Source organism: Kutzneria sp. NPDC052558, assembly GCF_044547355.1.
In the GTDB taxonomy this organism is placed as follows: Bacteria; Actinomycetota; Actinomycetes; order Mycobacteriales; family Pseudonocardiaceae; genus Kutzneria.
This window is the reverse complement of record NZ_JBIUAG010000006.1, coordinates 45,907-72,565: the sequence shown is the minus strand read 5'-3', so window position 1 is coordinate 72,565 and position 26,659 is coordinate 45,907. Positions and strand designations below refer to the sequence as shown.

Genomic DNA, 26,659 nt, shown 5'->3' with positions numbered 1-26,659 from the left:
AGCGCCTGCGGCTCCGACGCCGCCGGCCCTCCAGGTTAGTCGACCGCTGCGGTGCGGGGAGCGCTCAGGATGAACTTCGAGCGGTCCGGTTTCTGGCACATGTCCCAGAAGTCCTCGGCGCGGAACGGGCTGGGGAGAATGATCCGGCCCGCCTGGTTGCGGTAGTAGGTGTTGGCCCGCCGCTCGCGGGTCCACACCAGCTTGCTCATCTCCCGTTCGATGGTGTCGTTGTGCTCGTCATGGGCGGCCTGCGTCACCTCGATCGCACCGCCGCCGTTCTCGACCAGCAACTGGAGGCACTCGAACACGTAGTGGTCGACGGTCTCGGTCATGAAGTTGTGCCCGCCGCCTCCGGTCGCGACGCCGGTGTTGGGCCCGTCGTGGACGAACAGGTTCGGAAAGCCCGGCACCGTCCCGCCGAGGTAGGTGCGGGGGTTCTGGTCGGCCCACACCCTGCTCAGGCGGACGCCGCCACGGCCCACGATGTCGATCGGCGACAGCCAGTCCAGCGTCATGCCGCTCGCCCAGATGATCACGTCGAGCTCGGTCACGGCCCCGTCGGCGGTGACGATGCCGTCCGGCACGACCCGGGCCATCGGTTCGGTGACGAGGTCGACGTGCGGCTGCGCCAGGGCCCAGTAGAACCCGCCGGGGGCGAACTCGCCGGGGTCGCGGATCGGGCGCTTGCCACCGAACGTGAAGTTCGGGGTCAGCTTCCGGGCCAGCTCCGAATCGCGGCCGAAGCAGTCGTGGATGTAGTTCAGGGCTTCCTGCCGGAAGGCCTCGTTCGACGGTGAGATGGACGTCGGATGAGCCGCCATCCATTCCTCGTCGACGAGGTTCATGCGGTAGGAGGTCTCGGACATCAGGTAGAGCTGGGAGAACCGGCTCCAGTGCAGGTAGTAGGGCAGGTGGCGGCGCAGCCAGCGCTCGCTGTCGCTGACGGTTCCGTCGCCGAGCCGATTGGGCACCACCCAGTGCGGCTGCCGCTGGAAAACCGTCAGATGCTCGACTTCGCCCGCGATCGACCCCACCACCTGGATGCCGGCCGCGCCGACCCCGACGACCGCGACCCGCTTGCCCCGCAGATCCACGTCTCGCCACAGGGAAGTGTGGATGGACTCCCCTCGGAAGGACTCGCGGCCGTCGACGTCCGGGTACTTGGGCCGGTTGAGATGGCCGGCGGCGGTGATCACGGCGGCGGCCCGCACCGTCCTGGTGGTGTGCTCCTCGGTGTCCAGAATGGTCAGTTCCCAGACCTGGTCCGCTTCCAGCCACTCCAGGCGGATGACCTCGGAGTTGAATCGCAGATGGCCGGCGAGGTCGTACTTCTTCGCCAGTTCGGTCAGGTAGCTGCGGTACTCGTCGCCGACCGGGAAGAACTTGCTCCAGTCCGGCCGCAACTCGTAGGACAGGGAGTAGTAGATCGACGGGGTGTCCACGGCGACGCCGGGGTAGGTCTGCGACCACCACAGGCCGCCGACTCCCGACGCCTTGTCGTAGACCTCGAAGTCGAACCCGCGGTCGGACGCCTTGATCGCGGCGTCGATCCCGGTCATCCCGGCCCCGATGATCGCCAGGTTCAGCGTGCGCGGCGGCGTCGTCGTGGGCGGGACCGCTCGCTGGTCGGGCACAAAACCGGCCTGCTCCATGCCCATGCGCACGTACCGGTCGGACAACTCCTGCCCGGTGGCGACCCGGGCCATGCGCGTGAACAGTTCCGGTGACGGGTGAAGGTAGTCGGGCTGGTCATCGGTGCTCAGCGTGGCGCAGAGGAGGTCGATCAGTTCGGCGCGGACCTCGGGAGACGCCGTTGGCTCGGCCGGCGATTCGGGTCCTGGCCCGTACATCGACAGGCGTCCGACCCGGTCGCCGTATCGATCGAGCAGTGTCGTGTCACCGGTGACGTGCACTGCGGAGAGCAGGAGGTTGACCGTCTCCGCCGCATCGAGGCGCCGGCGCAGCACGTCGCCGTGCACCACCGACTTCTCGACGTTGTGGGTGAAGCGTGAACGGATTGAGTCGGACATCTGTGTTCCTTTGTTCGATTACTGACCGGCGGACCACACCTGCAGCACCTCGGCGGCAGCCGCGCGTCCCTGGGCACGGCCGGCGGACGCGACCTTGTGTTGGCGGGCGGGGTCGAGGAGATTCGGGCCGATGGCCGCCGTGCTCGCCGCGTCCGGCGCCAGCAGGCTCACGGCTGAGGTCGCGCGCAGCGTGTCGGCCTCGGCGTCGGCGCCCGGGAGCATCCCCATCCCGGCGGGGCTCGGCGCGAGGATCACGACCGCGTCGTGCCCGGCGGCCAGTGCCGAGTTCGTGCTTGACGCCATCCCACCGTCGATCCAGGTCCGGCCGCCGAATCGTTCGACGGGCCAGATGCCTGGCACAGCGCCCGAGGCCGCCGCCGCGTCGACGAGCGCAGTCCCGCCCGCGGCGTCGAACAGGTGGACTTCGCCGGTGTCCGCGTCGGTCGCGGTGATCTGGAGGGCCGCGCTCGGCCAGTCCGTGGTGCGCAGGCGTCGCTCCACCACTGCCCGACGCCGTGCCCACGGGACGGGCTCGGGATGCTGGCGCGCGATCCGGCCCATGTGCCGACCCAGCAGTGAGGGGTCGGCCCCGGCCTCGACGATCGCTTGCCGGTAGGCAGCAGCCACGGCCGGATCCATCGCGGCGGGAATCTCGGTGTCCGTCCCCGCGAAGGCAGCGAGGTCGTCCGGGTCCGAAGCCATCGTCAACGCGACCCCCGCGAACGCGCCCGCCGACGTTCCGATGATCATGTCGGCACTGCTCAGATCGACCTCGGATTCGAGCAGCCCGGCGAGCACGCCCAGCTCCCAGGCGAGGCCGAGGACGCCACCGCCGCCGAGGACGACGGCTCGGCTGTTGTCAGGCATGTGTCACTCCCATTCGTCTCGCGCACGGCCAGGGCTGCGGTGCTGGCTCCGATCCGGCGGCTTCGTCACATCGGGCAGCCGGCGTGAGGAGTCCTCGCGCTATTTCTGCCGTTCATTTCTGCTGTGTGCAGGGGAGGTGACCGGTGATGCGGATGCGGCCCTGTGCCACACTGCAGCAGTGGAGCTCCGTCATCTGCGCTATTTTCTCTCGGTCGCCGAGACCTTGAACTTCTCGCGCGCCGCGGAGACGCTGCACATGGCGTCGTCGCCATTGAGTCGGGCAATCCGACAGCTTGAGGTCGAGCTCGGCGGCCCGCTGTTCGACCGGTCCACCCGTAGCGTCACGCTCACCTCCCTGGGTGAGGCACTCGTGCCGCGTGCACAGCACATGCTGACCGAACACGACGGTCTCGTCCGGGACATGCGACGGCGGGCGAGCGGGCGGCGGGAGATCCTCCTCGGAATGCGGTCGATTCCCCCCGCAATGGCCCGCACGATTGTGGACGACGTCGTGCGCATTGCCGAACCGGATGCCATCGTGCGTCTCCAGCCGTTGCTGTCCCTGTCCCAGCTGGAGGAGATCCTTCGCGGGCGCATGACGTTCGGCCTGGTCAATCGGCGCATCCAGGATCCGCGCCTTCGATATCTGCTGGCGCTGCGCGAGACCGCGGCGATCGCCCTGCCGGCCCGCGAGCCGTATCTCTCGCTGACGCATGTCCGGCCCGAGCACCTCGCCGGCCTGCAACTGCTCGTCGTGCAGGGATACACCGAGTACTCCGACGAACCCGGGCGGTCCTACGAGGACGCCGCGGCCGGGCGGATCGTGGTCGACAACCAGATCCCGGGTGGCATCGCGGCCCTGATCGCCAACGGCGACGCCTGTTGCTTCACCTACGCCAATCCGGATGCGCCCTGGCACCGCAACCTGACACGCGACGGCGTCGTGATCCGACTCCTGCCACCCGGAACGCCCGGCGCGGACACCTACCTGGCCTGGCGGGCGGATCGTGAGACCGACGACGATCTCGGGCCGACGATCGAGGTCGCGCGCCATCGGTTCGCTACACCGCTTGAGCTGTGACGGGATGACGACCGTCGAGGTCCAATTCGACGTGGGAGTCGTATCGCCGTCCAGCGTCGGGAAAGACGAGTCCATCGCCAGTTCCTTCTATGCGTAGTCGGCGAGAACGTTTCGCTTACTCCTGTGCTGGCCTCGTGGGTTGGCATCTCCGGTCGGAGTGAAGCTGACCTGATGGTATGTCCGGCATTGGGCTGCGGTCCACGACCTGTTTTCGCGAGGACTGTTGCTCGCGCGGTCCCAATTGCATTCCGCAGACTTCGGGCGCGCCCGGACCTCAGGGCTGGACGGTGATGACCGGCGCCGCAGCGGGAATACGCCTCATGTTCGCGCGCGCCGACGTTCAGGGCAATGGACGTTCTTGCTGTTTTCCTCGGGAAGGCCAGGAGATCGGCGAGGTCAGTGCTGTCGCCGCGGCAGCGGCGAATCGGCGCCGTGCAGGATCGCGATGACCTGGTCCGCGTAGTCGGCGGGGGTGGAGTCGTCGGGGCAGTCGTGGGCGTGGTTGGACGCCATGGAGATGATCATGGTGGTGAGGTGCGCGGCGGCCGAGTTCCACAGTGCGCCCCGGTCGCTGCGTTCGGCGATGGCGTCTTCCAGCAGCAGGCGCTGTCGGTGGAGGAAGTCCCACAGACGTGCTCGCGGTCCCGGCGCGTGGCTCAGTTGCGTTCGCAGCCGGCGTAGTTGGACCCGGGTGGCGGCGTCGAGGTCCAGCGCGCTGTGCACGACCGAGCCCAGCGAGACCGCGACGTCCTCGTCGTCGGGTCGGGTCCGGAACAGATCGGCCAGCCTGGTGACGTTGCGCTCGATCGGATCGAGCAGGATCGCGTCCTTGTTCTCGAAGTACCGGTAGACGGTGGAAATCCCGACCTCGGCGTGCTCGGCCACCTGCTCCACCGTGGCCGCGTCGTATCCGTGACGCTCGACGAGAGTGAGCATCGCGTCGTAGATCGCTTCGCGGACCTTCTGCGCCTTCTTCTCCCGGAGCCCCACGCGCCCACCGTAGCAGGATTGGGAATCATTCCCGATTGGCAACATCTACTGCCGGAGCGCGGCTCCGCCGTCGATCGTCCACACCTGGCCGTTGACCCAGGCGGTGTCGTCGGACAGCAGGAACGCCACGGCGGCGGCCAGGTCGGCGGGCTGGCCGAGCCGGGGCGACCGCGTCCTGGCCAGCATGCCGTCGAGGAACTCGGCGCTCATCGAGTTGATCATCGCCTCGCTGAGCACCGCGCCGGGCGACACGGCGTTGCAGCGCACGCCGGCCTTTCCCCAGCGGGACGCGACGTGGCGGGTCAGCGTGTTGATCGCCGCCTTCGACGCCGCGTACGCCGGCCGGGTGGGTTCGCCGCCGAAGGCCGCACCGGAGGACACGTTGACGATCGCGCCACCGCCCTGTGCCAGGAACAGTGGGATGACCGCGCGGGACGAGCGGACGAAGCCGAGGAGGTTCACGTCCAACGTGCGTCGCCACACGTCGAAGTCCATCTCCAGCAGATCGAGGTCCCGCCCGATGGTGTTGGGAGAGGTGTCGGCGCCCACGTTGACCAGCCCGTGCACTGCTCCCCACTGCGTCACCGCGAGATCCACCAGCGCCTGCACCGATTCCTCCTCGGCCAGGTCGAAGCCGGCGCTCAGCGCGACACCGCCCGCCTCGGCGATGCGCTCAGCGGTCGCTTTGGCGCCGGGCTCGTTGATGTCGCCGACCACGACCCGCATCCCCTCGGCTGCCAGCCGCTCGGCCGTTCCCGCGCCGATCCCGGTGGCTCCGCCGCACACCACAACGGTCTTGCCGGCCAGTCCTCGCATCCCGCTCTCCCTGCTCGAGGTGACTGCGGCCGAACCTACCAGATTTTGGCAGGTCTTCTCATGTGAGTGCCATTGTCATTTGAGTTGGCCTCTCAGTTCCGTCACCGTCGGCTGTGGAAGCGGGCCGACCGGCAGGCGGTCGCGGCCCCGCCGTAGAGCCGTAGCTCGTCAACGCGACCCGGGTGCCCGTCTCGGCGGCGACGTTCCGCCTGCCGGCCCTGCGTCAGGCGATGTGGGACACTCTGGCCCGTGACCCGCAAGCTTTGCCTCGCCCAGGAACCCGGCGCCGACGCGCTGCTCTCCAGCGACTACCTGGCGCTCCTGTTCGGCATGCTGCTTGATCAGCAGGTGCTCGTATGTATGACTAGAACATGGAACCGTTCGAACGTGTGAGCAGGGCTCACTGGGGCAACCTGGAGAACCTGAACATCGCTGGTATCGTTAGGCTTTCCTTCGAGCTCGACGTCAAGAAGGACGCCTCGGAGATCGACACCAGCCCCTACGCCATGACTGGCAGGGACATCAAGGGCAAGGACGAGCAGACCAAGGACTGTCGCTCGTATGTGGAGTCCCGCAAGGGTAACTACGTTCACACCTACGTCGAGCCGTCGACCTCGGCCTGGAAGCGCAAGCATGTGGTGATGCCGGACGGCACCATGGGCTACCGCGTCCTGCGCCCTGTCTTCGAAGGCGCGCTCAAGGATCTCAAGCGAGGCGTGGCGCCGAACGGGAAGAGGCTCGACGGGCTGGTCGTGTACGACATCGACCGTCTCACCCGTGACAACCGGCATCTCGAAGACGCCATCGAAGTCGTCCAACTCTTCGGGCGTCCGATCATCGACATCACCGGCACACTCGACCTGCTCACCGACAACGGTCGCACTGTTGCCCGCATGATCGTTGCGGCCAAGGGAAGTGACTCTGCAGCCACCTCTCGTCGCGTCCGACGTAAGCATCATGCCCTGGAACAGGCCGGAATTCCCACGGGTGGACGTCGTCCGTTCGGCTGGAAGGCTGACAAGCGAACCCTGGATCCCTTTGAGGCCAGGGTGATTCAGGAGGCAGCGAAGAGGCTGGCGCAGCGTGTACCGATCAGTGTCATCGTCGTTGAGTGGAACGACAAGGGAATACTCACAACGCTCGGCAACAGGTGGACCACCCAGACGGTGAAGACGGTGTTCCGCAACCCGCGATTGGCTGGGTTTCGATCTAAGTGTATCCGTCAGTTCGTTCCGGAGACGGGCAAACAGTCCTGGCGGATCGAGATAGTGCGTCGTCCCGACGGGTCGCCGGTCCGTGGTTTGTTCGACGCCGTCCTCACTGTGGATGAGTGGAACGACGTGATCGCGGTGATCGGCGACAACGTGATCGCCGGTCGTGGCAAGAACTCGCGGACCTACCTCTTGACCGGCACGCTCCGATGTGGGCGTCAGGGCTGTCGCGGAAAGATGCGGGCACTCAAGGCGCACGAGTCTCGAGTGAAGGATCCGAAACGTTTCTACTACACCTGTGAGGCCAAGTCGCAGGGTGGCTGCGGCGGAGGTGTGAGCATCGTCGGGCGTGAGGTCGACGAGTGGGTCAGTGCCGCGGTGATTCGCAAGTACGAGATCGAGGCGGAGCGCCGCAACGCGGTGGTGGCGCCAGAACCATGGCCGCACAAGAAGGATCTGGAAGAAGTCCAGGCTGATCTGGCCGGGCTGTACGCGGCCCGTAAGGCGCGGAGTATCTCGGCCGACCGGTTCTTCACGATGCTGCCAGAGTTGGAGGCGCAGGAGACTCAGCTGTTGGGGGACCGGGAGCGCTGGACTGCTCGCACCGCGCGCGCAAACCCAGCGTCAGCAACGCTTCGAACCGATTGGCACGGGCTGTCCCTGACACAGCAGCGCGCGTATGTCCAAGAGGTCTTGTCTGCAGTCGTCGTCCTTCCCGCCAACGGCCGCCGAGGATTCCATGCCGACCGGCTCGTCCTCGCGTGGCGCGTGGCGTGATCACGACGACTACTACTGTGCCGAGAGGCGGCCGAGTGCTGCCGGCAGGACCGATCGTGCGGGCGGTCACTGCGATCGTGGGTGTCGTCGTCGGCCTGACATTCTTGTTCGGTTTCGGCAATGTTCTCGGCCTCGCTGTCCAACTCGGGGTCCCGATCTGGATCGCGCCCCTGGTCGCACCAGCGCTCGACCTGTCCGTTCTCGGACTCCTACTGGGCCTTCGCCACCTCGTCCTGACCGGTGCCACCTCCGAGCAGCTACGACCGGCCAGGCGGCTTCTGGTTTTCGCCAGCCTCGCCACGCTCGCCCTGAACGTGGCCGGTCCGCTCACGGCCGGCGCCTACGGCAAGGCGGCCTTCGACGCGGTCGGCCCGCTGCTCCTCATCGGCTGGGCCGAAGTCGGACCCGCATTCCTCCAGGCACTGGTGTCCGACCCAGCCGCACCACAATCCGACCCTGTCAGCACCGATACGCCACCGAAGAACGCTCTGCTGGAGCGGGCGCGACAAGAGGACGCCCAGCACTGGGCCGAACATCGACGCCCCATCTCCGCCGAGACACTCCGCAAGCGACTCGGCGTCGGCGCAGAACGCTCCCGTGCCCTCGTGTCCCTCATGCGGGCCGACCGCGCCGCGTCGACACCGATCGATCTGAGTCCGGATCCGGACTCGAGGGAGGACCGCCGTGGTTCTGATCAATCCGGGTAGCGGTCCGCTGCCCACCGCCACCGAGGAGACCGCCGCCACCAACATCGAGCGCTTCAACGCCGACGTCTGCCACAGCTGGCACTACGCCCTCGTCGAGTCCCGCCGCCGTCCCGACGAGGACTACGGCAACGGCCGCTACGCCTGGGAACTCGCGTTCGCCCGTCCGGACGGCGACCACCACACCTGCGTCTCCCTCGACTACGCCGACAACTCCAACTCCTTGGTGTTCCCCGAACCTCGCCTCTACGTCGACAACAGCTAATGGACCTGGCGCTTCGCCGTGAACCAGGCCGCCGCGCACGTCGACAGAGACCCGAGCGATTAGGCAGCAGTTCGGCTCATGCGGAATGTGCGTTCGAATCCCTGGGTTGGCCAGTACCACCACAAGCGGGTACGGGCTGATCCCCTTGAGCTGCTCGGCACCGACCATGATCTTCTTGCGCACCGGCGCAAACGGAGACGGTGCACCTTCCGTGCTCCCCGGTTGTGGGACGCGAACGGCGGTGTTGAAGGTCTTGACCTCGACCACGATCTCATGGCCGGCCAGGCGGATGAGGTAGTCCGGGCGTTTGCGCGTGCGCAGGTTGGGATGCCGGGCGAGGATCTCGCCGCCGCGCTGGGCGAGGTAGCGCTCGAACAGGAGCTCGCCGGGATCGTCGGTCACGGTCATCATGATGGGCTCATGCTGTCGGATCGCGGTGCCGACTTCCCGAGCTGTCCATACAGTCGGCATGAGGCCGGCTCCATCGTGTCGCGGCCGTTCCGAGCAACATGGCGAAACGCTGCATCGGAATCACCCCTGGTGCTGTTACGTCAGCAAGGACACAGTCCCCACGTTGCGACAACTGGACGTATCCCGATGACTCCTTTATGGACTAAAGGGAGCATCCAGGCCCCTGGTGCTACCGAGAGTGTGCCGATCCAACGCGCGCTACGCCAATCAGTCCATTGCGGATCCTTACTTAGTCTTTAACTCTGTGCGCACGGCGCAGCGAACAGTCGGGGACGCGGCCGGACCATCTGCCACTACCGGGGGGATCTGTGTCTCCACTCAGCCCTGGCTGGCCGCGCGCGGCCAGCCGACCTAGACCTGCCCTGCGACTGATCAGCGCCGTGTTGGCGTTCCTGCTGACGATCACCATGGTCGAGATCGCCGTGTCGCCGGCGGTCGCGAGCGCGGCGTCGAACGCCCAAGACCCGCGCCGGGTGCCGCTCGTGCCCAGCGCCTCACCACAACCCGAGCAGGGCACGCCACCGAAGCCCGGCGCGGACTTCACTGTGCAGTCGAGCCTCGCCGGCGTGAGCGGCAGCCACTTTGACCCGCAGCGGTCCAAGGTGATCTCGCGGTCGATGTTCAGCGAGGAGTACCTCAACCCGGACGGCACACATTCGGTCCGGCAGTCGACCGCGCCGCTCAACGCCAAGGACACCAGCGGTCAGTGGCAGCCGGTGGACACCAATCTCCAGATTGACGGAGGTTCCAAGCGGGCGTCAGCCAAGCGTCAGCCGCTGAACCCGTCGCTGGCGCAGCGTGCGGACGACCCCGCCGTGGTGTCCGTGCAGATCGACGACAAAAAGGCGTCGCTGGCACTGGACAACGCCGCGCCTGCAACCGCGAAGGTCACCGGCGACAAGGCCAGCTACGAGAACGTCGCGCCGGACACCAACCTCGACTACGAGGTGACCGCGGGAGCGTTGAAGGAGACGATCCTGCTCAAGCGGCCGTCGGTGACGTCGTCATGGCGCTTCAAGCTCAACACCCAAGGCCTGACCCCGCAGCTGAGCTCGGATTCGGTGCAGCTCAAGGATTCCAGCGGGAACGTCGTGTTGGTGCTGCCGCCGATCCAAACCTGGGACTCGGCCGGCGCGGACACGACGGCGCCCGCGCAGACCGGCGGCACCTACGCCCTGGACCACGCCGCCGACGGGTGGTGGCTGACGGTCTCGGTTGACCCGGTGTGGCTGCACGACGCCAAGCGCGTCTACCCGGTGCACGTCGACCCGACGTTCACCTACGGCGTCAACGAGTCGCACGTGTACCGGACCGACGGCTACACGTGCGACAACTGCGGGCTGCAGATCGGCAACAGCCTGAACAAGGGCGACTCCTACAGCCGCAGCGTCTTCCACTTCGATTACTCGTCGCTGTGGGGCAAGACCGTTGTCGGGGCGAAGATGGATCTCGCCAGGGACACTGCGACCACCGGTTCGCTGCTGACCTGGAACGCGAACCTGTACCACGCGACCGCCTTCGATTTCAACGGTGTCGGCGAGTACCTGGCCAGCGCGCCTGTTGGGGATGTCGGCACGCTGGTCGGCGACGCGTTCACCACCTACCTGCGGGACCGGGTCAACGCCCGCGACCTGACGCCATTCTTCATGCTGGTCGGCGCGGAGAATCCCGGCACCTGGACGTACAAGTACCTGACCGCGACGCTGACCGTGGACACCGGCAGCGCGCCGCCCGCCGCGGCCATGGTCGCGCCCGCTGACGGCTCGGTGATCACGTCGTTGACTCCGACGCTGCAGGTCGGCCCGGTGTCCGACGCCGACGGCGACCCGGTCAAGTACTGCTTCAAGGTCGCGACCGGCGCAGACGCCAAGTCCGGCGTCGTGGTGGAGTCGGGGTGCTTGACCTCGCCGCAGTGGAGTGTCCCGCCGGGTGTTCTGCGCGACGGCGTCGCCTACACCTGGCAGGCCACCACCTACAGCGGCATCACCACGACCACGCCACCGTGGATCGGGCACCTCAAGGTCGACCAACGCATCGGCAACCACGGCCCCGCTCCCACCGACGATGCCGGGCCGCTGACGGTGAACCTGGCCAACGGCAACGTGTCCACCTCCGAGGCGACCCCGACGTTCACCACCGTGGGCGGCAACGCCGGCCTGACCTTCACCTACAACTCGCAGCAGGCCGACGACAAAGGCCTGCGTGCCTCGTATTTCAACGACCTCAGCCACAACGGCAACATCAGCTCCTCGCAGCAGCCTGTGCTGGTGCGCACCGAGCCGCAGGTGAACGTCGACTACGGCACCGACTCCCCGTTCGCGCCGGCCCTGTCGTCCAGCTACTACGTGGTGCGCTGGGAGGGCTACTTCCAGGCGCCGACAACGGGCACCTACCAGTTCGCCGGAGTGCACGACGACGCCGCCCAGGTCTGGATCAACGGCGCCAAGGTGTACACCAGCACCGGCGTCAGCGACCTGAACTGGACCCAGGCCACCGGCGTCGCCCTCACCCAAGGTCAGCGGGTGCCGATCAAGGTCGAACTCCAGCAGATCACCGGGCCCGCGCGGATGCGCCTGTTCACCCGGACCACCGACGGCGCCACCGTTCCCGCGCAGATCGTGCCGGCGGACTGGCTCTACAGCGGCGACTTACCGCCGTTGTCCAAGGGGTGGACGCTGTCGGCCGACTTGGACGGCGACGGCTCCAGCTACACCACCGCGCAAGTGACCGACCAGAACGTCGTGCTCACCGACGCCACTGGCGCCAAGCACACCTGGACCAAGAAGTCTGCCGGCGGCTACACACCGCCGCAGGACGAGGACGGCGTGCTCGCGCTGGACAATACCGGCCGAGTCACCCTGGCCGACGGCGGCGACGTGTTCGTCTTCCGCGCCGACGGCAAGCTGGACACCCAGACCGCCGCTATTGACTCGCGCAAACCCGCCGCGCTGCAGAACATCTACAACGGCGACCCGTCCCGACTGACGCAGATCAAGGACCCGGTCAGCGGCCGGGCGCACGTGCTGCACTACAACCGGTCCGGCGACGACTGCTACGGCGGCGCCACCCCGCCGGCCGGCGCTGACACGGCCGCCCCGGCGCAGATGCTATGCCGTATCAGCTACTGGGACGGCACCGAGAGCAGGCTCTGGTACTCCCAAGGCCGGCTGGCCCGGATCGAAGACCCGGGTTCGGAGGTCACCGACTTCGGCTACGACGCGGTTGGTCTGTTGACCTCGCAGCGCACCCCGCTGGTGAACGACTGGATCGCCGCCGACCCGGCCAATCGAGCCGGCCTAACCGACATCCGCTCCGACATCAGCTACGACTCGGCTTCCGGCAAGCCCAAGGCCACCAAGATCACCGAGCCCGCCCCGCGGTCCGGTCAGCCTCGGGGCGCGACATCCTACCGCTACGACCCGGCCAACCGCACGACCTACACCGACGTCGCCGGCCTGTCCCCCGCGACCGGGTTCGCGACCAGGGTCACCTACGACGACGCCGACCGTGCACTATCCGCAACGGACAGCGCTGGCCGCGCAACCTCGCAGGAATGGAGCCCCAAAGACCTGTCACTGTCCACAACGGACGCAGCCGGCCGTAGGTCGACCACGGTCTACGACTACGCCGACCGCCCGACCGACTCCTACGGCCCCGCCCCGGCCTCCTGCTTCACCGGCCAGATTCCCAACGGCACGTGCGCCATGTCCCACGGCCACAACACCTATGACGACGGTATTGCCGGGCTTTCGGCCGCCTACTTCGACAACCAGGACCTGTCCGGCGCGCCGAAGGTCTACGCCACCGGTGTCGGCGAGCCGAGCGGAAAGCTGGTCGCCAACTACAGCGCGACCACGCCGCCCGTCGCCGGCCTGCCGTCGGCCAGCTTCTCGGCGCGGTTCACCGGCGAGATCCAGTTCCCCGACACCGGCACGTACACCATCAAGGCCTGGGTAGACGACGGCGTCCGGGTGTTCATCGACGACCAGCTGGTGATCGACGGCTGGTCGGACGGCGGATCACGCGCCTACTCCGGCACGTACGCCAACGCCACCGCGGGCGCGGTCAAGCGGATCCGGGTCGACTACTACAACAAGGTCGACGTCGGCCTGATCAACCTCAACTGGATCCGGCCGGGCCAGGCCGAGGAGAATGTGCCCGGCCAGTACCTGCGCCCGCGCTACGGCCTCAAGACGTCGACCACCGCGTCGGAGTCTGACGGAGTGCTGGACAAGACGGCCACCACCGCGTTCACTGGCACCGGCGTCGACCCGGTCTACGGTCTGGCCGCCTCCGGGCAGGCCGGTCAGAACGGGGTGAAGGTCAGCGGCTCCGTGTCGTACGAGACGCCGGGCAGCGGATACCTCCGCAAGACCGCCAAGACGATGGCGACCGGCGCGAAGACCGGCTACGCCTACTACGGCGACACCGAGACGCGGGCCAACCCCTGCGTCGCCGGCAGCGCCGCGGTCAACCAGGGCGGGCTGCCCAAGCTGGTCACCTCGGCCACACCGGCGGCCGGACCGGCGCGGGTGGACGAGCAGGTGTACGACGCGTCCGGCCGGGTCGTCGCCGAGAACAACGGCGGCGACTGGACGTGCACCAGTTACGACAGCCGCGACCGGCCCGCGCAGGAGAAGGTCCCGGCCAGCAAGGACGCGGCCGCCCGCACCGTCACCCACGACTACGCGGTCGGCGGCGATCCGCTGACCACCTCCGTCGCCGACGACAAGGGCGTTGTCACCACCACGACTGACCTGCTCGGCAGGACCGTGGCCTACACCGACGTCTACGGCGTGCGCACCATCACGGCCTACGACGTGATCGGCCACGTCTCCTCGTCGACGACCACCCCACCCAATGCCGCCGACGCGCCTCGCACGGTGTCGTTCACCTACGACGACGCCGGGCGGGTGCGGACGCAGCAGCTCGGCGACCAGACGCTCGCCACGGTCACCTACGACAGCGCCGGCGAACTCGCCTCGGTGAACTACGGCAACGGATCCTCGCTGGCGTCGGTGACCAGGGACAACGGCGCTCGGATGTCGTCGTTGGACTGGAAGACCAGTGATGGCAGGGACATCGTGTCGCAGGTCGGGCGGTCGGCGGCGGGCACGATCGTCGACGAGTCGCTCGGCGGCGTCGACGCCCGTCCCAACGCGCCGAATTACCTCTACGACGGGCTGGGCCGGCTGACCGAGGCCTATGTCGCAGGTCACCACTACACCTACGACTTCACCTCGACGGCCGCGGCGAGTTGCCCGACCGGCACGCAGACCAACGCCGGCCTGAACGGCAACCGGATGCGGCTGCTCGACCAGACGTCAAGCGGCACAGCGGAAACCCGCTACTGCTACGACGGCGCAGACCGGCTGCTGGCGACCCAGGGCGCGACCGCGCTGTCCGGTTTCGGCTACGACGCCGACGGCAACACCACTGGGTGGACGGCCGCGGACGGTTCCACGACGACGTTGCAGTGGGACGGCTCGGACCGCAACATCGGTGCCGCCACAACAGGCGCCACGCCGGCGACCGCCGCCTACACCCGCGACGCGACCAACCGGATCGTCAAGCGCGATCCCCGTGACTGCGACAACAACACCGTCGTGCGCTACGGCTTCACCGGCGACGGTGACAGCCCGGATCTGACGCTGGACAAGGACAATCGGCTCACCTCGCTAACGTTGTCGCTGCCCGGCGGGGTGTTGTACAACACCACCTCGACCGGCGCGACGTTCGACCACCCATCGGTGCGCGGCGATCTGGTGCTGACCACCGACGCCGCTGGGCACCAGGTCGGCGACCTGCGCACGTTCGACCCGTTCGGCCAGCCGCTGGTCGGCGTGCCGGACAACTCGCCGGGGTCGATGGACTACGGCTGGCTGGGCCAGTACCAGCGCCCCTACGAGCACGGCGGCTCGCTGTCGCTGGTGCAGATGGGCGCGCGGCCCTACAGCCCGCTGCTGGGCCGTTTCCTCGCCGTCGACCCGGTCGAAGGCGGCTCCGCCAACGACTACGACTACGTCTCCGGCGATCCGATCAACGCGCTGGATCTGGACGGGCACTCGTGGTTCAGCTCGCTGGTGTCGGTCGTGACCAAGGTCGCGCAGGTCGTGTCGTGGGTGCCCGGTCCGATCGGCGCGGTGGCCAGCGGTGTCGCCGCGGTCGGCAACGCAATCCAGGGCAACTGGGGCGCGGCCGCGATGTACGCCGCCGGGGCCGTCACGATGGGCGCGGCCAAGTACGTGGCCGCCGCTGTGTGTATCGCGAAGGTCGTCACCCGGGTGGGTCGGGTGGCGAGTCGGGTCGCGCCCAAGCTGGCCGGCCGCGCCAGGCAGGCCATCGGCCCGCTGCGCATGGCCTTCGCCAAGAAGAAGAGGGATCTGCCGCTCAACCAGGCGGGGCGTAAACCGCACGAGAGCGGCAAGAGTAAGGCGACTGAGGGCAAACACCAGAAGGCGGCCTCGCACGGTGGGCGGCGGAATATTCCACTGAACCCGAACAAGCGCCACAATCAGGGGCAGATCCGCTACGGCTGGGCCTGGTAGGAATCGTTGACTGGAGGTGGGTCGGCGACATGCTGGCCCACCTCTTGTTAGCATCGCGGGGAATCAAGAGGTTGGATGACCACTGTGTACGAGGACGAGCCGCTGACCGGACGCGCGGCCGCATTGCGCGACGAGGACCGGCACGACGAGGCCATCGCCCTGCTGCGCGACGCAGTCGCAGCCGGAGAGCCCTCGGCGCCCGAGGTGCTGGCGTACGCGTTGATGGGCAGTGATCGACCCCGCGATGCGCTCAAGGTTCTGAAGAAGGTGATCAAGCGCGGCCGGACCGATCTGTTCAGCCTCCTCGGGTCCTTGGCCTCGGAGCTCGGGGCAGCCAGGACCGCTGACCGCGCCTATCGGGAAGCGATTGCCAACGGGGACCTCTCAGCGCTTAACGACTACGGGCTTTTCCTTAGGCTTGAAGGGCGTTTCGCTGAAGCCATCAGCGTGCTGTCTCGGTCGGCCGAGTTTGGGGACGACTTGGCTCCCGGCAACCTGATGGCCTTGTATCTCGACAAACTCGACGATCCCCGCGCGGCGCTGGAGATCGGCGAGAAGTACCTGGACCCGGACAAGCCCGCCATCTATCCCGCGCTCGCCGACGTGTACGCCACCTTGGGCCGGCTTGACGACGCCGAGGAGCTCTTCCATCGGGGCGTCGAACTGGATGCGCCTCGCATCCACCAGCAGTACGCCTGGTTCCTGTGGCTGCATCGCCACGACCTCGCCGCAGCCGAGCGCGAGTTCTGGGCGGCCTGGGACAACGACGAGTCCGGGTGGGGTTACGCCCTGGGCTACTTCCTCCTCGACCAGGGGCGCACCGAGGAAGCCAAGGCCATCCTGGAGCGCGGTGCAACCTGGGGCGACCTCAACGCCCGCCAACTATTGGAAGAGCTGGATAGGAAATAGCAGCCGCTGTCGGGTGTCCAAGGGATATTTGACCGTTCAGGGGCTCGATCGGACGATACTGCATCGCCTTGTCCACGATCTGCTCATCGGTGAGACTCTCGTTGTCCATGACGGGAGAGAAGGTCAGATTGCCGGTATGGAGGCTGGCAGTGACTGCTCCAGCCGGGGGATCCACTCGCTGACTTCCGCGGAGGACGACGAACGCATGGGGGAAGCCCAGCAGGATGCCGAGGAACAGCCCCGCCTGCGCGGGGACGACGGGTCGGGGTGGATGCCGAGCATCTTGGCCAGGACGGCGGCGGGCAGGTCTGTAGCCAGTTGGAACAGGGCTGTGGATCGTGCTTGTCCTGGTTGCAGTCCGAGTTGGCGGAGTCGATGGCCCAGTTGGTAGGAGCTGATGGGTCGGCCAGGTTGGCCGCCGGGGAACAGCCAGGGCGAGGCTCCTTTGTCGCCGATCGCGGCGTGACCGCGACGGGAAGCGACGAGCTGCAGAGTGAGTCCGGCAAGGGGCTCGGGCAGCACGACTGGTTCACGGCCGAGCTGCAACCGCACTTCGTGTCCTCGTGTTCGACGTGTTCCAGGGTGAGGCGACTTATGGCCGACGGCCACTGGGCGTAGAGCAAGATCAGCAGACCGGCTACACGGTCTTCCGGTTCGACGGAGCGGTCGTTCAACAACCAGCGGGCCTGTTCCCGGCGCGTTTCGGTGTCGATGACGCGTGCCGGTCCGCCCAATCTGACTGCGGGATAGGTTAGCCGGGTCAGCTTCTGCGCCTTGGCCCATCGGACGAAATGCCCGGCCTCGTCCCGGTGTGTGGCGTTATCGTCGGTGAGCCAGCGATCGAGATCGGGTTGCCCGCAGGTAGCAAGCGTCAGATCGTGCAAGGCCAGCCAGTCGAGGAAGACCATCGCGCCGCGAAGGTGCTGACGAGCCGTTGCAAGCTGGTTGTGGGTGGTATCGGTGCCCCTGACTCGGTGGCGCAGCCGTCGGAGCAGGTGCCAGATTCCGTAGCTGCGCAGCAGTTGCTGCTGGACGGGGTCCGAGCGCTCGGCGACGGCCTGGGTGATACAGCGCTCGAGCCGGGACATCTGCTCATTACGGTGAGGAAGCGCGCCGGCCGCGACCAGCACGCTGCGTAGGTGCTCCAGCGGTTTGCCGGGTGGCAGACCGTCCAGCGCCTCGTGGCTAAGGTCGGCGAGCGAGCGCAACTCCCGAAGGATTGCAGGTGTCGTCCTTCTATTGAGCCAGCTTTCCACTGTGGACGGACGAACTGTGGCGGTCACGGTCCGATAGAACACCTGCAGGTGCTCGGGTATCTGTCCGTCGTCAGTAGCGAGGAGATCCCGCAGCCGACGACTTAGAACACCTAACAAAATCGATCATGGAATAGCTCGATCATCTGGGTTGTTGATCAGGACGTGAGGAAGGGCGGCAGCCACCGTGGATCGTGTCCGACGAGTTGTGGGCACGTATCGAGCCGCTGCTGGTCGTCCAGCACGATCCCCGACACCCCGGTCGTCCTCGACTGGATGACCGCAACGTCCTGTGCGGCATCCTGTTCGTGCTGTACACGGCCATCCCGTGGGAGTTTCTGCCCCAGGAGTTGGGCTTCGGCTCGGGCATGACCTGCTGGCGGCGCTTGCGGGACTGGAACGAGGCCGGGGTCTGGCAGCGGCTGCACGAGTCGCTGCTGGCCGAGTTGAACGCTGCCGGTGAGCTGGACTGGTCCAAGGCGGTGATCGACGGCTCACACCTGCGGGCCATGAAGGGCGGCCCAAAACAGGACCGAGCCCGGTCGACCGTGCCCGAACTGGCTCCAAGCATCATCTGATCACCGAAGGGCGCGGCATTCCGCTGGCGGTCTCGCTGACCGGCGGCAATCGGCACGATGTCACCCAGTTGATGCCGTTGATCGAGAAGGTGCCGCCGGTCCGCGGCCTGCGCCGGCGACCGGACGAGCTGTATGCCGACCGGGCGTATGACTACGACAAGTACCGCGATCTGGTGCGGGCCAAGGGGATCGTCCCTGTCATCGCCCGCAAGGGCGTCCAGCACGGCTTCGGGTTGGGCGTGCACCGGTGGGTGGTCGAGCAGACCATCGCGCTGCTGCATTGGTTCCGCAGGCTGCGCGTCCGTTGGGAGGTCCGTGACGACATCCATGAGGCGTTCCTCCGCTTGGCGTGCGGCATCATCTGCTTCCGCCGACTGGTCCACCTGCAACTGTGTTAGGAGCTCTTATAGTGCACCGGGCGCAGCGGCCGGCGTGGATCCGGCCAGGTTGCCCGCAGACCGGGCGGCTGCGCCAGAAGTCGGCGTCCGGACGGGTGCAGGTCGAACACAGTGGTTCCGCGAGCGTCCCGCCGCGAAGCTGAGCGGTCTCACCGCAACCGGCGGAGGTGATCCACCGCTGCTTGCAGGATCGGCACCATGGCTTGCCCGTGGTCTTGGAGATGAGCCCAGGACCTTTGCGTCCGCAGATCTCGCAAGTCACGGTCTTCCAGGGACGGCAGCTCTCGCAGAGCGGTCCCTCCGGGGTCCGGATGCCGACACGTCGCCGCCGACCGCATCCCATGCAGTCCTGGAGATTGGCGGGTTCACTGACGTAGCAGGTCGGACACAACGGGCGTCCGTCTTCATCACGGGCAGCCGGCTCGCGAACATCCCCGCAGCGGGCGCAGGGGTGCGCGCGGGTGAAGTCTTGGCGATCGATCCAGGCACGGCGTTCGACGAGGTCGCGTTGCATGTAGCCGACGGTGGCGATCGGGCCGTCGAACCCGATGGCGCCCAGCCGCAAGAAATACCCCGCGCACGCAGCAGGCGCACGGCGTCGGTCTGGCCGTGCGGCACACAATCGATAGCCGGCAGGACCGCGCGTAAAGGTCGCCGTCGCGGACGACCCAAATCGGCACCGAGCGACGCCGGATTCCGTCGCCGCGCTGGGGCGCGATCTCCAGTTCGCACCATCGCCCGGGTGCGGAACGGCTCCAGCGGCACCATCGGATGCGCAAACTGCGCCTGGACCACGACGAACGTGGCCAACGCGATGACGGCGAGCACGAAGGCCACCAGCATCTCGGGGTCGGTGAACCCGGCCCGGCTGGCTTCGATCGCCCCGAACACCAGCGCGGCCATCGCGAGCGCCCCGGTGATCTGCCCAGTCCAGTGGAGCGGCACGCGACGCCGCGCCGACGGCGAGGTCCGCGCCAGCAGGAGCATCATCACCGCCGCCCCTGGGCGATGTAGAAGTAGGGCAACTGTCTAGCTGTAGGCGCACCGCCCCTGCCAGCTGCCACCTTTGTTGCGCAGCTCACAGATGGTAGTCTCCTGGCGTGCTCCGCAGGCTCATCGTGAACGGTGGTAACGCGGAGATGACCCATGTCTCGCTGCGGAGATGGGATTTGCCCCGGCTTTCCGGGGAGCGCGAGTCACCGAGTTGGTGATCCGCGGTGAAGGGTGGGGGCGACCGGGTCGTCCGTCCAGATGGCGGGCGGCCCCCCACTGCACGGGAGGCCGCCCCTGCTTCCAGGCGTACACACGACCTAGAAAGCGATGTACATGGTAAACGATCCTGGAAACGGGTGCATTGGCCCTCGGCCGCTCTCCGTTCGCAGCATTGTGATCTTCTTGGTGTCCTCGGTGGCCGCCGTGTGCGCCGCCGAGAGCGTCCAGGCGGCGATCGGACATGTGCTGACAAGCGTGGGCGGCCCCGCGGCACCTGAGGTGGCCGGTTTCGTTTCGGCGGGACCGGTGTTCTATTTCTGTGCCGAGTTCCTGCGACGGCTTATTCGGTGAGGCTGCTGGTGGCGCACCTCATTGGTGCGCCACCAGCGCCACAGAATGCTGTCGTGTGGCGGCGAGGGAGTTGGGTGTGGAGGCCATGGTTCCTCCGGTCGCAGCGGCGTGGGCGAAGGCCCGTGGCCGGGATCTGCTTCACCCGTTGGTCTGTCATGTTCTGGATACGGCGGCGGTGGCCGAGCGGCTGTGGCCGTTCATGCTCGGCCCGGCGGCGCGGAACGAGATCGAGGCGGGTCTGCAACCACTCGGCGCGGTGGTTGAGTGGTCGTCCGTTTTGATCGGTCTGCACGATCTGGGAAAGTATGCGCCGGCCTTCCAAGCTCTTCGAGCTGATCTTGCGGCGTCGCGGTTGGGGGCGACGGCAGAGGCGGACCTACGTTACGTGCAGCGGGAAACGGGGGTACGGCGACTGGACACACCCCATGGTGTGGTCACGGCGATCGAGTTGAAGCGGTTGCTGTCCTCCTGGGGTGCGCTGCCTGTGGTGGCGGATCTGCTTGCCGTTGCGGTGGGCGGCCACCACGGGTATTTCCCTGGGGCGCAGGAGCTTCGGCAGGCCCGTGCGGCGCTTAACGATCACGGTCGGTCCGTCTGGGAGGCGTGGCGGGAGGATCTGGTCCAACAGGTGGTGGCGGCGCGGGGTTTGCCGGAGCCGAGCAGCCTGCCCTGGGGCGAGGTGCATCTGAGTGTCGCGTCGGCGCTACAACTGGCCGGATTGGCGTCGGTGAGCGATTGGATAGCGTCGGACGTCACGAGTTTCCCGCCGGTTGGTGAAGTGGCGGATGTTGCTCGATACGCGAGGGAGAGTGCCGTCTTAGCGCGCTCGGCAGTGGACAGGGTCGGGTTCGCGGGGTGGGAGCCGCCTGCCGACACCGGGTTCAGCACGCTGTTTCCCGCTATCGGCGTGCCGCGGGGGGTGCAGTCGGTGGTTGAGGATGTTCTCGCCGACCGGACGGGGCCGACGTTGCTGGTGGTGGAAGCACCTACGGGCGAGGGCAAGACGAAGGCCGCGTTGCAGGCGGCCGCGGCGTTGGCCAAGACGCTGGGGGCAGCGGGACTGTATGTGGCCATGCCGACCCGCGCGACGAGCAATCAGATGTTCGACGAGATCGCGGCGTTGCTGGCCGACCAGGAGTCTACGGTTGTGCCGCGCCGCAATTACAGTGGCGCGGCGGACATCCAGGATGTGCGGGTGGTTCCCTCCGGAGTCGGGGAAGACGAAATGGAGGACGGCGACGTTGCCGCGCAGGACTGGTTCGTGAGCAAACGCAGCCTGCTGGCCAGCATCGGTGTCGGCACCGTCGACCAGTTGCTGAAATCAGGAATTAGGTCCGGCCATGTGTTCGTGCGGCTGGCCGCGCTAGGTAACAAGATTGTCGTCATTGACGAGGTGCACGCCTACGACACGTATATGTCCGGGTTGTTGGATCGTTTGCTGATGTGGTTGGGGCGGACCGGCGTGTCTGTGGTGATGTTGTCCGCGACCTTGCCCGCGAAGCGTCGGCAGGACCTGGTCGCGGCGTGGCAGTCGGGCCAGATGCGTTGCCTGCCACGGGAATTGCCGAATCCTCCGATGGTTGAGTGCTATCCGCGGGTCACGGTCGTGGGCCAGGGGACGGTGGTGGTGCGGGCGGCGGATGTGTCGGAGGTGAACCGCGACCGCACCATTGTTCTGGAACGGGTGTCCGACGATGAGGTGGTCGACTGGGTGCTAGGGCGGGTGCGTGATGGTGGTTCGGTCGCGGTGGTGCACAACCTAGTGCGGCGCGCGGTGTGGACGGCGACCGAACTGGAAAAGCGAATCGCGGCGTTGCCCGAGGATCAGCGTCCGGAGCTGATCATGATCAATGGCCAGCTGTCGTCGGAGCGCCGCCGGGGGATTGAGGAGGAGCTGCGAGGCAAGTTCGGCCCGGGGGGAACACGGCCTCGGGCGATCGTCGTGGGCACCCAGGTGCTGGAGCACAGCCTCGACCTGGATTTTGACGCGATGCTCAGCGACGTGGCGCCCGTGGATTCGCTGATTCAGCGTGCCGGACGGCTCCATCGCCATCGTCGCGGTCCGGACCGCGGGGTACCGGTCCTAGGGCTTACCGGGGTCGTCGAGGAACCGGGCGGTCCACGGTTCTCGCAGTACCTACACACGGTGTACTCGACGTGGGTCTTGTTGCGGACCTGGGCGTTGCTGCGTGACCGCGCGGTGCTGGCCCTGCCGCAGCAGGCTCCGGCGCTGGTGGACGCCGTCTACGGGCCACCCGCGGCGGTGCCCTGCCCGGCAGGCTGGGAAGAGGCGTGGGACTCAGCGCAAGCCGTACACCAAAGCGCGGTGGAGAAGATCGAGCACGAGGCTCGGCTGCTGCACCTGCCGATGCCGACCGCAGTCAGCCAACTCGCCGAGTTGACCGTGCGGCCGAAAGATCCGCGTCGCACGCGGCGGGGTGGACGGCGGTCGTGACAGTGTTCAACGGGGAGCCGACCGGGCCCGTGGAGCAGTCGCTCGAGGTCGTGGTGCTGCGACGGCTGCCGGATGGCCGCTACGTCACCCTAGACGGTGAGACCGTCGTGCTGCTGACGGATCAGGCGCCGCCGCCCCGGGCCGTCCTGGACGGTCTCCTGGCCTCGCGGCGCACGCTGTGGGCACCCAGCGACGTGCCCGCAGAGGTTGTCGCGGTAGTCGAGGAGAGTCCGGTTCCGGCAGTGTTCCATTCGGTTCCCGGTCTGTACGAGCACCGGGTCCTGGTGTTCGACGGCGATCGGTGTCGCCTAGCGGGCCGTAACCTGCGTCTGCATCCGGTGCTGGGGATCTACGCCGAAGCCGCGCCCGGCGAAGACGGAGCGGAACCGGCTCTGGCGGTATCGGCAGCCGCGGACAGCGCCGTGACGGCCTGGGCCGAGGCAGGGTTTGACCTGCGTAGCCGGCCATGGTTGCCGGTCGTCACGTTGGAGGGCGAACACGAACTGGTAGGGCTGGAACAGGTCCTGTGCGAGGCGCACCGGTTCCGACGTCTGACCGGCGAGTCACCCACGATGACCGCGGCGCTGTACCGGTTGCTGCTGGCGCTGCTGCACCGGATTTATGGTCCTCCCACGCAGCGTGCCTGGGCGCACCTGTGGCGGGTCCCGGCCCTGCCCCCCGAATCCGCGCACGCCTACCTGACCACGTTCGGTGACCGGTTCGATCTGTTGCACCCACAACGACCGTTTCTGCAGTGCCGTGCGCTCGCGGCGCTGCCGGCGGCGTCACCGGCCAAACTGATCCCCTACCGCGCGGTTGGCAACAACGTCACCCTGTTTGACCACACCACCGCCAGTGACCAGCTCTGCCTTGACCCGGGCGAGGCCGCACGGTGGTTGGTCACCGTGCAGGCATTCGACCCCGGTGGGATGAAGACCCCTTTCACCAAGGACAAATCCTCCGAGCGTGCCCCGTGCAACTTCTTCGGTGTCGTCCTGGTGGAGGGTGCGTCGCTGAAAGACACCCTGTTGCTCAACGCGCTGGTGTACGACCCGGACCACGGCGTTCCGGAGTCGACCAGCGACCGGGACCGGCCGGCGTGGGAGGAGCCAGACGACCCGACACCCGAACCGGACCATCGAGCCCCGCGTGGCTGGACCGACCTGCTGACCTGGCCCGCGCGCCGGGTACTGCTCACCGGCGCCGCCACCGGAGTGGACGGGGTCGTGATCACCCCCGGCACCCGGTTGAACGGCAGCCTCCCCGACGACGAACTCATGGCCGCCTTCCGTAAACCCCGCACTCCCGGCGGAGCCCCGAAGAAGGACGCGCCCTTGCTACCAGTCCGCTTGCACCCTCTGCGCGGCGTGTGGCGGCACAGCGCCGAACTGCTGATGACCGACGTCCGCGCGGAGGGACCGACCCGGCAGCGGCCTCGCGCACTGAGCCACCTGGCGGAGCTGGCCGAATACGGCCACATCCCCATCGACGCGGTCTACACCCTGCGGGTATTCGGGCAGCAGTTGGACTCGAAAGCCTCCGTGGTGGAGACCTGGCTGGAAGAACAGGTCTCCGCTCCGGTCGCGCTGCTGCGGGCACGCGATGAAACCACCGGTGCGCTCATCGGCCGGGCCGTCGCCCTGGCCGACGAAGCGGGCGCAGCCCTACGCGCCCTGCAAGACCGCTACCGCGCCGAACTGCGCGCCAGCCCAGCCTCCACCATCGACATCGACTACTGGCCCCGGCTAACCGCGCCGTTCAACACCTTCCTCGTCGCGATCGGCGCCGCGTACGTGCAGCGCACACCGCAAACACCCGCGATCACCGAGTGGGCCACCCAGGTACTCCGGCACGCCGACGAGGTCGCGCGACGCTGGATCCAGAACACCGGGCCGGGAACGCGGTCCCTGCTGGCGGCCGGCCAGCAGCACGATGTGTTCCTCCGCCGCCTTGCCTCCGCGGTCGCCGAATTTCGCGCCACCGCCGCCACCCACACCATCACCAGGGACGCCTCGTGACCACACCCGCCGTCAACCGGCGATACGACTTCATCGCCGACCTCTACCAGTTGGGCGCCGACCTGACCTCACCCGTGCCCAGACGAACGCCCGAGGCCCGCCGGACGCTGGCGCACCTTCGCCGTGGCCTGGCCGGCGACCGGCAACACGTAGCCGCCTACGAGTACATCTTCCGACACAACCCATCCGACAACGAAGCCGAGACCTGGATGCTGATCGCCGGGCTGTTCGCACTCCACCCGAAACCGACGAAGATCAGCGCGAACACCAGCCTTGGCGCCGCGATGGGAGTGCTCGCCCGCACACGCAAGGACTCCGTCACCCGCCGCTTCACCCAACTACTCGGCCAGAATTCCGACGCATTACCGCATTACCTGCGGCAGTGCGTGCAGCTCCTCGCGCACGGCGAGCAACCTGTGGACTATCGGCGGCTACTGGAAGACGTCCTGATCCTGACCAGTCCCGAACACTGCGGCCCCCGCGCGCAGGACCTGCGCCTGCTGTGGATCCGCGAGTTCCACCGCCACGCCAATCCCGACCGCCCCCGTGCCGGCCCTACCCCTCATGCCGCCGCCGATTCCGAGGAGACCACCAAATGATCATCGAGCTTCACCTGTTGCAATCCTTCCCGGTCAGCAATCTCAACCGGGACGACATCAACCAGCCGAAAAGCGCAACTTTCGGCGGATATACCCGGGGACGTATCTCCAGCCAATGCCTCAAACGTTCCGCCCGCCTGCTGTTCCGCGACTACGGACTGGCCGCCGACCAAACCGGCGTCCGAACGAAGCGGCTGCTCACCCAGGTCGTCGACGTGCTGGTCGACGCCGGCCGAGACGCCGGCGAAGCCACTGGCGTCGTCCAAGCCGCCCTGCACAGCCTTGGCTTCGGCGTCGACGACACCACCCACCTGACTCAGTACCTGCTCTACGTCGGCAGGAGCACCATCGACCTGCTTGCTGACTACAGCCAGAGCCACTGGGACGACCTCGCCGCCGTCACCGCGGCGAGGGGCTCCGCGCGTGCCACCAAGGTCAAGCCGGACAAAGCCACCCTGGCTGAGGCCAAACGAATCCTCGACGCCAGCCGCGCCGCCGACGTCGCCCTGTTCGGCCGCATGATCGCTGACAACAAGGACTTCAACGTCACCGCCGCCTCCCAGGTCGCCCACGCACTCTCCACCCACGCTGTGACGAACGAGTTTGACTTCTACACCGCCGTCGACGACCTCAGACCAGACTCCGAATCCGGTGCCGACATGCTCGGCACCATCGACTTCAACGCAGCCTGCTACTACCGCTACACCAATGTCGATCTCACGCAGCTCGCCACCAACCTTGACGGCGACATCGAACTGGTGGCCCGTACCGCCCGCGCCTGGCTGCACGCGTTCATCAACGCTGTCCCCAGCGGCAAACAGAACGCCATGGCCGCCCGGACCATGCCCGAAACACTACTCGGCGTGGTACGTGAGCACGGTGCCTGGAACCTCGCCAACGCCTTCCTCAACCCCATCACCCCTGGCGAGGACGTCATGGCGGCCTCCACGAACGCGCTGATCAACCACTTCGACCGGCTGTGCGACTTCTACGGCCACGACGGCATCAGAACAGCCACCGCAGCCAACCTGAACAACAACCTTCCCGCCATGGAACACGTCACGGCGACCCGCAACGTCACCACCTTCGTCGACCATCTCCTAGCTGCCACAGCAGCCTGACCACC

General features: G+C 67.3%; 19 protein-coding genes. 14 read left to right on the top strand and 5 right to left on the bottom strand.

Features of this window, described 5'->3' with window-relative positions; all coding sequences use genetic code 11:
• Nucleotides 1-35 precede the first annotated feature (35 nt).
• Complete coding sequence (locus ACIG5F_RS13070) at nt 36-2,030, bottom strand: flavin-containing monooxygenase (RefSeq protein WP_396517844.1); 1,995 nt, start codon at nt 2,028-2,030, stop codon at nt 36-38.
• Between the two features lie 18 nt (nt 2,031-2,048).
• Complete coding sequence (locus ACIG5F_RS13065; RefSeq protein ID WP_396517843.1) at nt 2,049-2,897, bottom strand: patatin-like phospholipase family protein; 849 nt, start codon at nt 2,895-2,897, stop codon at nt 2,049-2,051.
• 136 nt (nt 2,898-3,033) lie between these two features.
• Here ACIG5F_RS13065 and ACIG5F_RS13060 point away from each other — a divergent pair, with 136 nt between their 5' ends.
• A complete protein-coding gene (locus ACIG5F_RS13060; RefSeq protein WP_396517841.1) occupies nt 3,034-3,978 on the top strand; it encodes a LysR family transcriptional regulator in 945 nt (314 codons plus the stop codon).
• 396 nt (nt 3,979-4,374) lie between these two features.
• On the opposite strand, the gene ACIG5F_RS13055 is transcribed toward ACIG5F_RS13060, so the two are convergent.
• Both ACIG5F_RS13055 and ACIG5F_RS13050 read right to left on the bottom strand, forming a co-directional pair.
• On the bottom strand, nt 4,375-4,968 hold the full coding sequence (locus ACIG5F_RS13055; protein WP_396517840.1) for a TetR/AcrR family transcriptional regulator: 594 nt from the start codon (nt 4,966-4,968) through the stop codon (nt 4,375-4,377).
• A 45-nt stretch (nt 4,969-5,013) separates the two neighbouring features.
• Nucleotides 5,014-5,784 carry an SDR family NAD(P)-dependent oxidoreductase gene (locus ACIG5F_RS13050; protein ID WP_396517839.1) on the bottom strand — a complete coding sequence of 257 codons (771 nt, stop codon included), beginning with the start codon at nt 5,782-5,784 and terminating at the stop codon, nt 5,014-5,016.
• A 249-nt stretch (nt 5,785-6,033) separates the two neighbouring features.
• On the opposite strand from ACIG5F_RS13050, the gene ACIG5F_RS13045 reads away from it, so the two are divergent.
• From ACIG5F_RS13045 to ACIG5F_RS13010, 8 genes are all read left to right on the top strand, one after another.
• Nucleotides 6,034-6,177 (top strand): hypothetical protein, encoded by a 144-nt coding sequence (locus ACIG5F_RS13045; protein ID WP_396517838.1) that lies wholly within the window; start codon nt 6,034-6,036, stop codon nt 6,175-6,177.
• On the top strand, nt 6,156-7,772 hold the full coding sequence (locus ACIG5F_RS13040) for a recombinase family protein (protein ID WP_396517837.1): 1,617 nt from the start codon (nt 6,156-6,158) through the stop codon (nt 7,770-7,772). The genes ACIG5F_RS13045 and ACIG5F_RS13040 overlap by 22 nt, the downstream gene beginning before the upstream one ends.
• 56 nt (nt 7,773-7,828) lie before the next feature.
• Complete coding sequence (locus tag ACIG5F_RS13035; protein WP_396517836.1) at nt 7,829-8,479, top strand: hypothetical protein; 651 nt, start codon at nt 7,829-7,831, stop codon at nt 8,477-8,479.
• Nucleotides 8,457-8,741, top strand: coding sequence for a hypothetical protein (locus ACIG5F_RS13030; RefSeq protein WP_396517835.1), 285 nt, complete (start codon nt 8,457-8,459; stop codon nt 8,739-8,741). The genes ACIG5F_RS13035 and ACIG5F_RS13030 overlap by 23 nt, the downstream gene beginning before the upstream one ends.
• 851 nt (nt 8,742-9,592) lie before the next feature.
• On the top strand, nt 9,593-15,760 hold the full coding sequence (locus ACIG5F_RS13025) for a PA14 domain-containing protein (RefSeq protein ID WP_396517834.1): 6,168 nt from the start codon (nt 9,593-9,595) through the stop codon (nt 15,758-15,760).
• Between the two features lie 75 nt (nt 15,761-15,835).
• The gene (locus tag ACIG5F_RS13020; protein WP_396517833.1) at nt 15,836-16,669 is read left to right on the top strand and encodes a tetratricopeptide repeat protein; all 834 of its coding nucleotides are present in this window, start codon (nt 15,836-15,838) and stop codon (nt 16,667-16,669) included.
• Between the two features lie 791 nt (nt 16,670-17,460).
• The gene (locus ACIG5F_RS13015) at nt 17,461-17,808 is read left to right on the top strand and encodes a hypothetical protein (RefSeq protein ID WP_396517832.1); all 348 of its coding nucleotides are present in this window, start codon (nt 17,461-17,463) and stop codon (nt 17,806-17,808) included.
• 305 nt (nt 17,809-18,113) lie between these two features.
• Nucleotides 18,114-18,898 (top strand): IS5 family transposase gene (locus ACIG5F_RS13010; RefSeq protein WP_396518101.1). Its coding sequence is split into 2 segments (ribosomal slippage): nt 18,114-18,444 and nt 18,444-18,898, totalling 786 coding nucleotides; the frame shifts between segments, so codons are not numbered across the junction.
• Here ACIG5F_RS13010 and ACIG5F_RS13005 read toward each other — a convergent pair.
• Entirely contained in the window at nt 18,858-19,463 is a 606-nt protein-coding gene (locus ACIG5F_RS13005) for a hypothetical protein (protein WP_396517831.1), read from the bottom strand. The two genes, ACIG5F_RS13010 and ACIG5F_RS13005, sit on opposite strands and share 41 nt — an antisense overlap.
• A 249-nt stretch (nt 19,464-19,712) precedes the next feature.
• On the opposite strand from ACIG5F_RS13005, the gene ACIG5F_RS13000 reads away from it, so the two are divergent.
• The 5 genes from ACIG5F_RS13000 to cas7e all read left to right on the top strand — a co-directional run bounded on the left by ACIG5F_RS13000 (nt 19,713) and on the right by cas7e (nt 26,654).
• The gene (locus ACIG5F_RS13000; protein ID WP_396517830.1) at nt 19,713-19,931 is read left to right on the top strand and encodes a hypothetical protein; all 219 of its coding nucleotides are present in this window, start codon (nt 19,713-19,715) and stop codon (nt 19,929-19,931) included.
• Between the two features lie 615 nt (nt 19,932-20,546).
• A complete protein-coding gene (gene cas3, locus ACIG5F_RS12995) occupies nt 20,547-22,916 on the top strand; it encodes a CRISPR-associated helicase Cas3' (protein ID WP_396518100.1) in 2,370 nt (789 codons plus the stop codon).
• Complete coding sequence (casA, locus tag ACIG5F_RS12990) at nt 22,913-24,934, top strand: type I-E CRISPR-associated protein Cse1/CasA (RefSeq protein ID WP_396517829.1); 2,022 nt, start codon at nt 22,913-22,915, stop codon at nt 24,932-24,934. The genes cas3 and casA overlap by 4 nt, the downstream gene beginning before the upstream one ends.
• On the top strand, nt 24,931-25,533 hold the full coding sequence (gene casB / locus ACIG5F_RS12985) for a type I-E CRISPR-associated protein Cse2/CasB (RefSeq protein ID WP_396517827.1): 603 nt from the start codon (nt 24,931-24,933) through the stop codon (nt 25,531-25,533). The genes casA and casB overlap by 4 nt, the downstream gene beginning before the upstream one ends.
• Nucleotides 25,530-26,654 (top strand): type I-E CRISPR-associated protein Cas7/Cse4/CasC, encoded by a 1,125-nt coding sequence (cas7e, locus tag ACIG5F_RS12980; RefSeq protein ID WP_396517826.1) that lies wholly within the window; start codon nt 25,530-25,532, stop codon nt 26,652-26,654. Before casB ends, cas7e begins: the two co-directional genes overlap by 4 nt.
• Nucleotides 26,655-26,659 lie beyond the last annotated feature (5 nt).

Excerpts from the sequence above, each read along its gene's own strand:
- ACIG5F_RS13070 (WP_396517844.1), bottom strand. The coding sequence starts at position 2,030 with ATGTCCGACTCAATCCGTTCACGCTTCACCCACAACGTCGAGAAGTCG.
- ACIG5F_RS13065 (WP_396517843.1), bottom strand. The coding sequence starts at position 2,897 with ATGCCTGACAACAGCCGAGCCGTCGTCCTCGGCGGCGGTGGCGTCCTC.
- ACIG5F_RS13050 (WP_396517839.1), bottom strand. The coding sequence starts at position 5,784 with ATGCGAGGACTGGCCGGCAAGACCGTTGTGGTGTGCGGCGGAGCCACC.
- ACIG5F_RS13040 (WP_396517837.1), top strand. The coding sequence starts at position 6,156 with ATGGAACCGTTCGAACGTGTGAGCAGGGCTCACTGGGGCAACCTGGAG.
- ACIG5F_RS13020 (WP_396517833.1), top strand. The coding sequence starts at position 15,836 with ATGACCACTGTGTACGAGGACGAGCCGCTGACCGGACGCGCGGCCGCA.
- ACIG5F_RS13015 (WP_396517832.1), top strand. The coding sequence starts at position 17,461 with ATGCCCGGCCTCGTCCCGGTGTGTGGCGTTATCGTCGGTGAGCCAGCG.
- ACIG5F_RS13000 (WP_396517830.1), top strand. The coding sequence starts at position 19,713 with ATGACGGCGAGCACGAAGGCCACCAGCATCTCGGGGTCGGTGAACCCG.
- cas3 (WP_396518100.1), top strand. The coding sequence starts at position 20,547 with ATGGTTCCTCCGGTCGCAGCGGCGTGGGCGAAGGCCCGTGGCCGGGAT.
- cas7e (WP_396517826.1), top strand. The coding sequence starts at position 25,530 with ATGATCATCGAGCTTCACCTGTTGCAATCCTTCCCGGTCAGCAATCTC.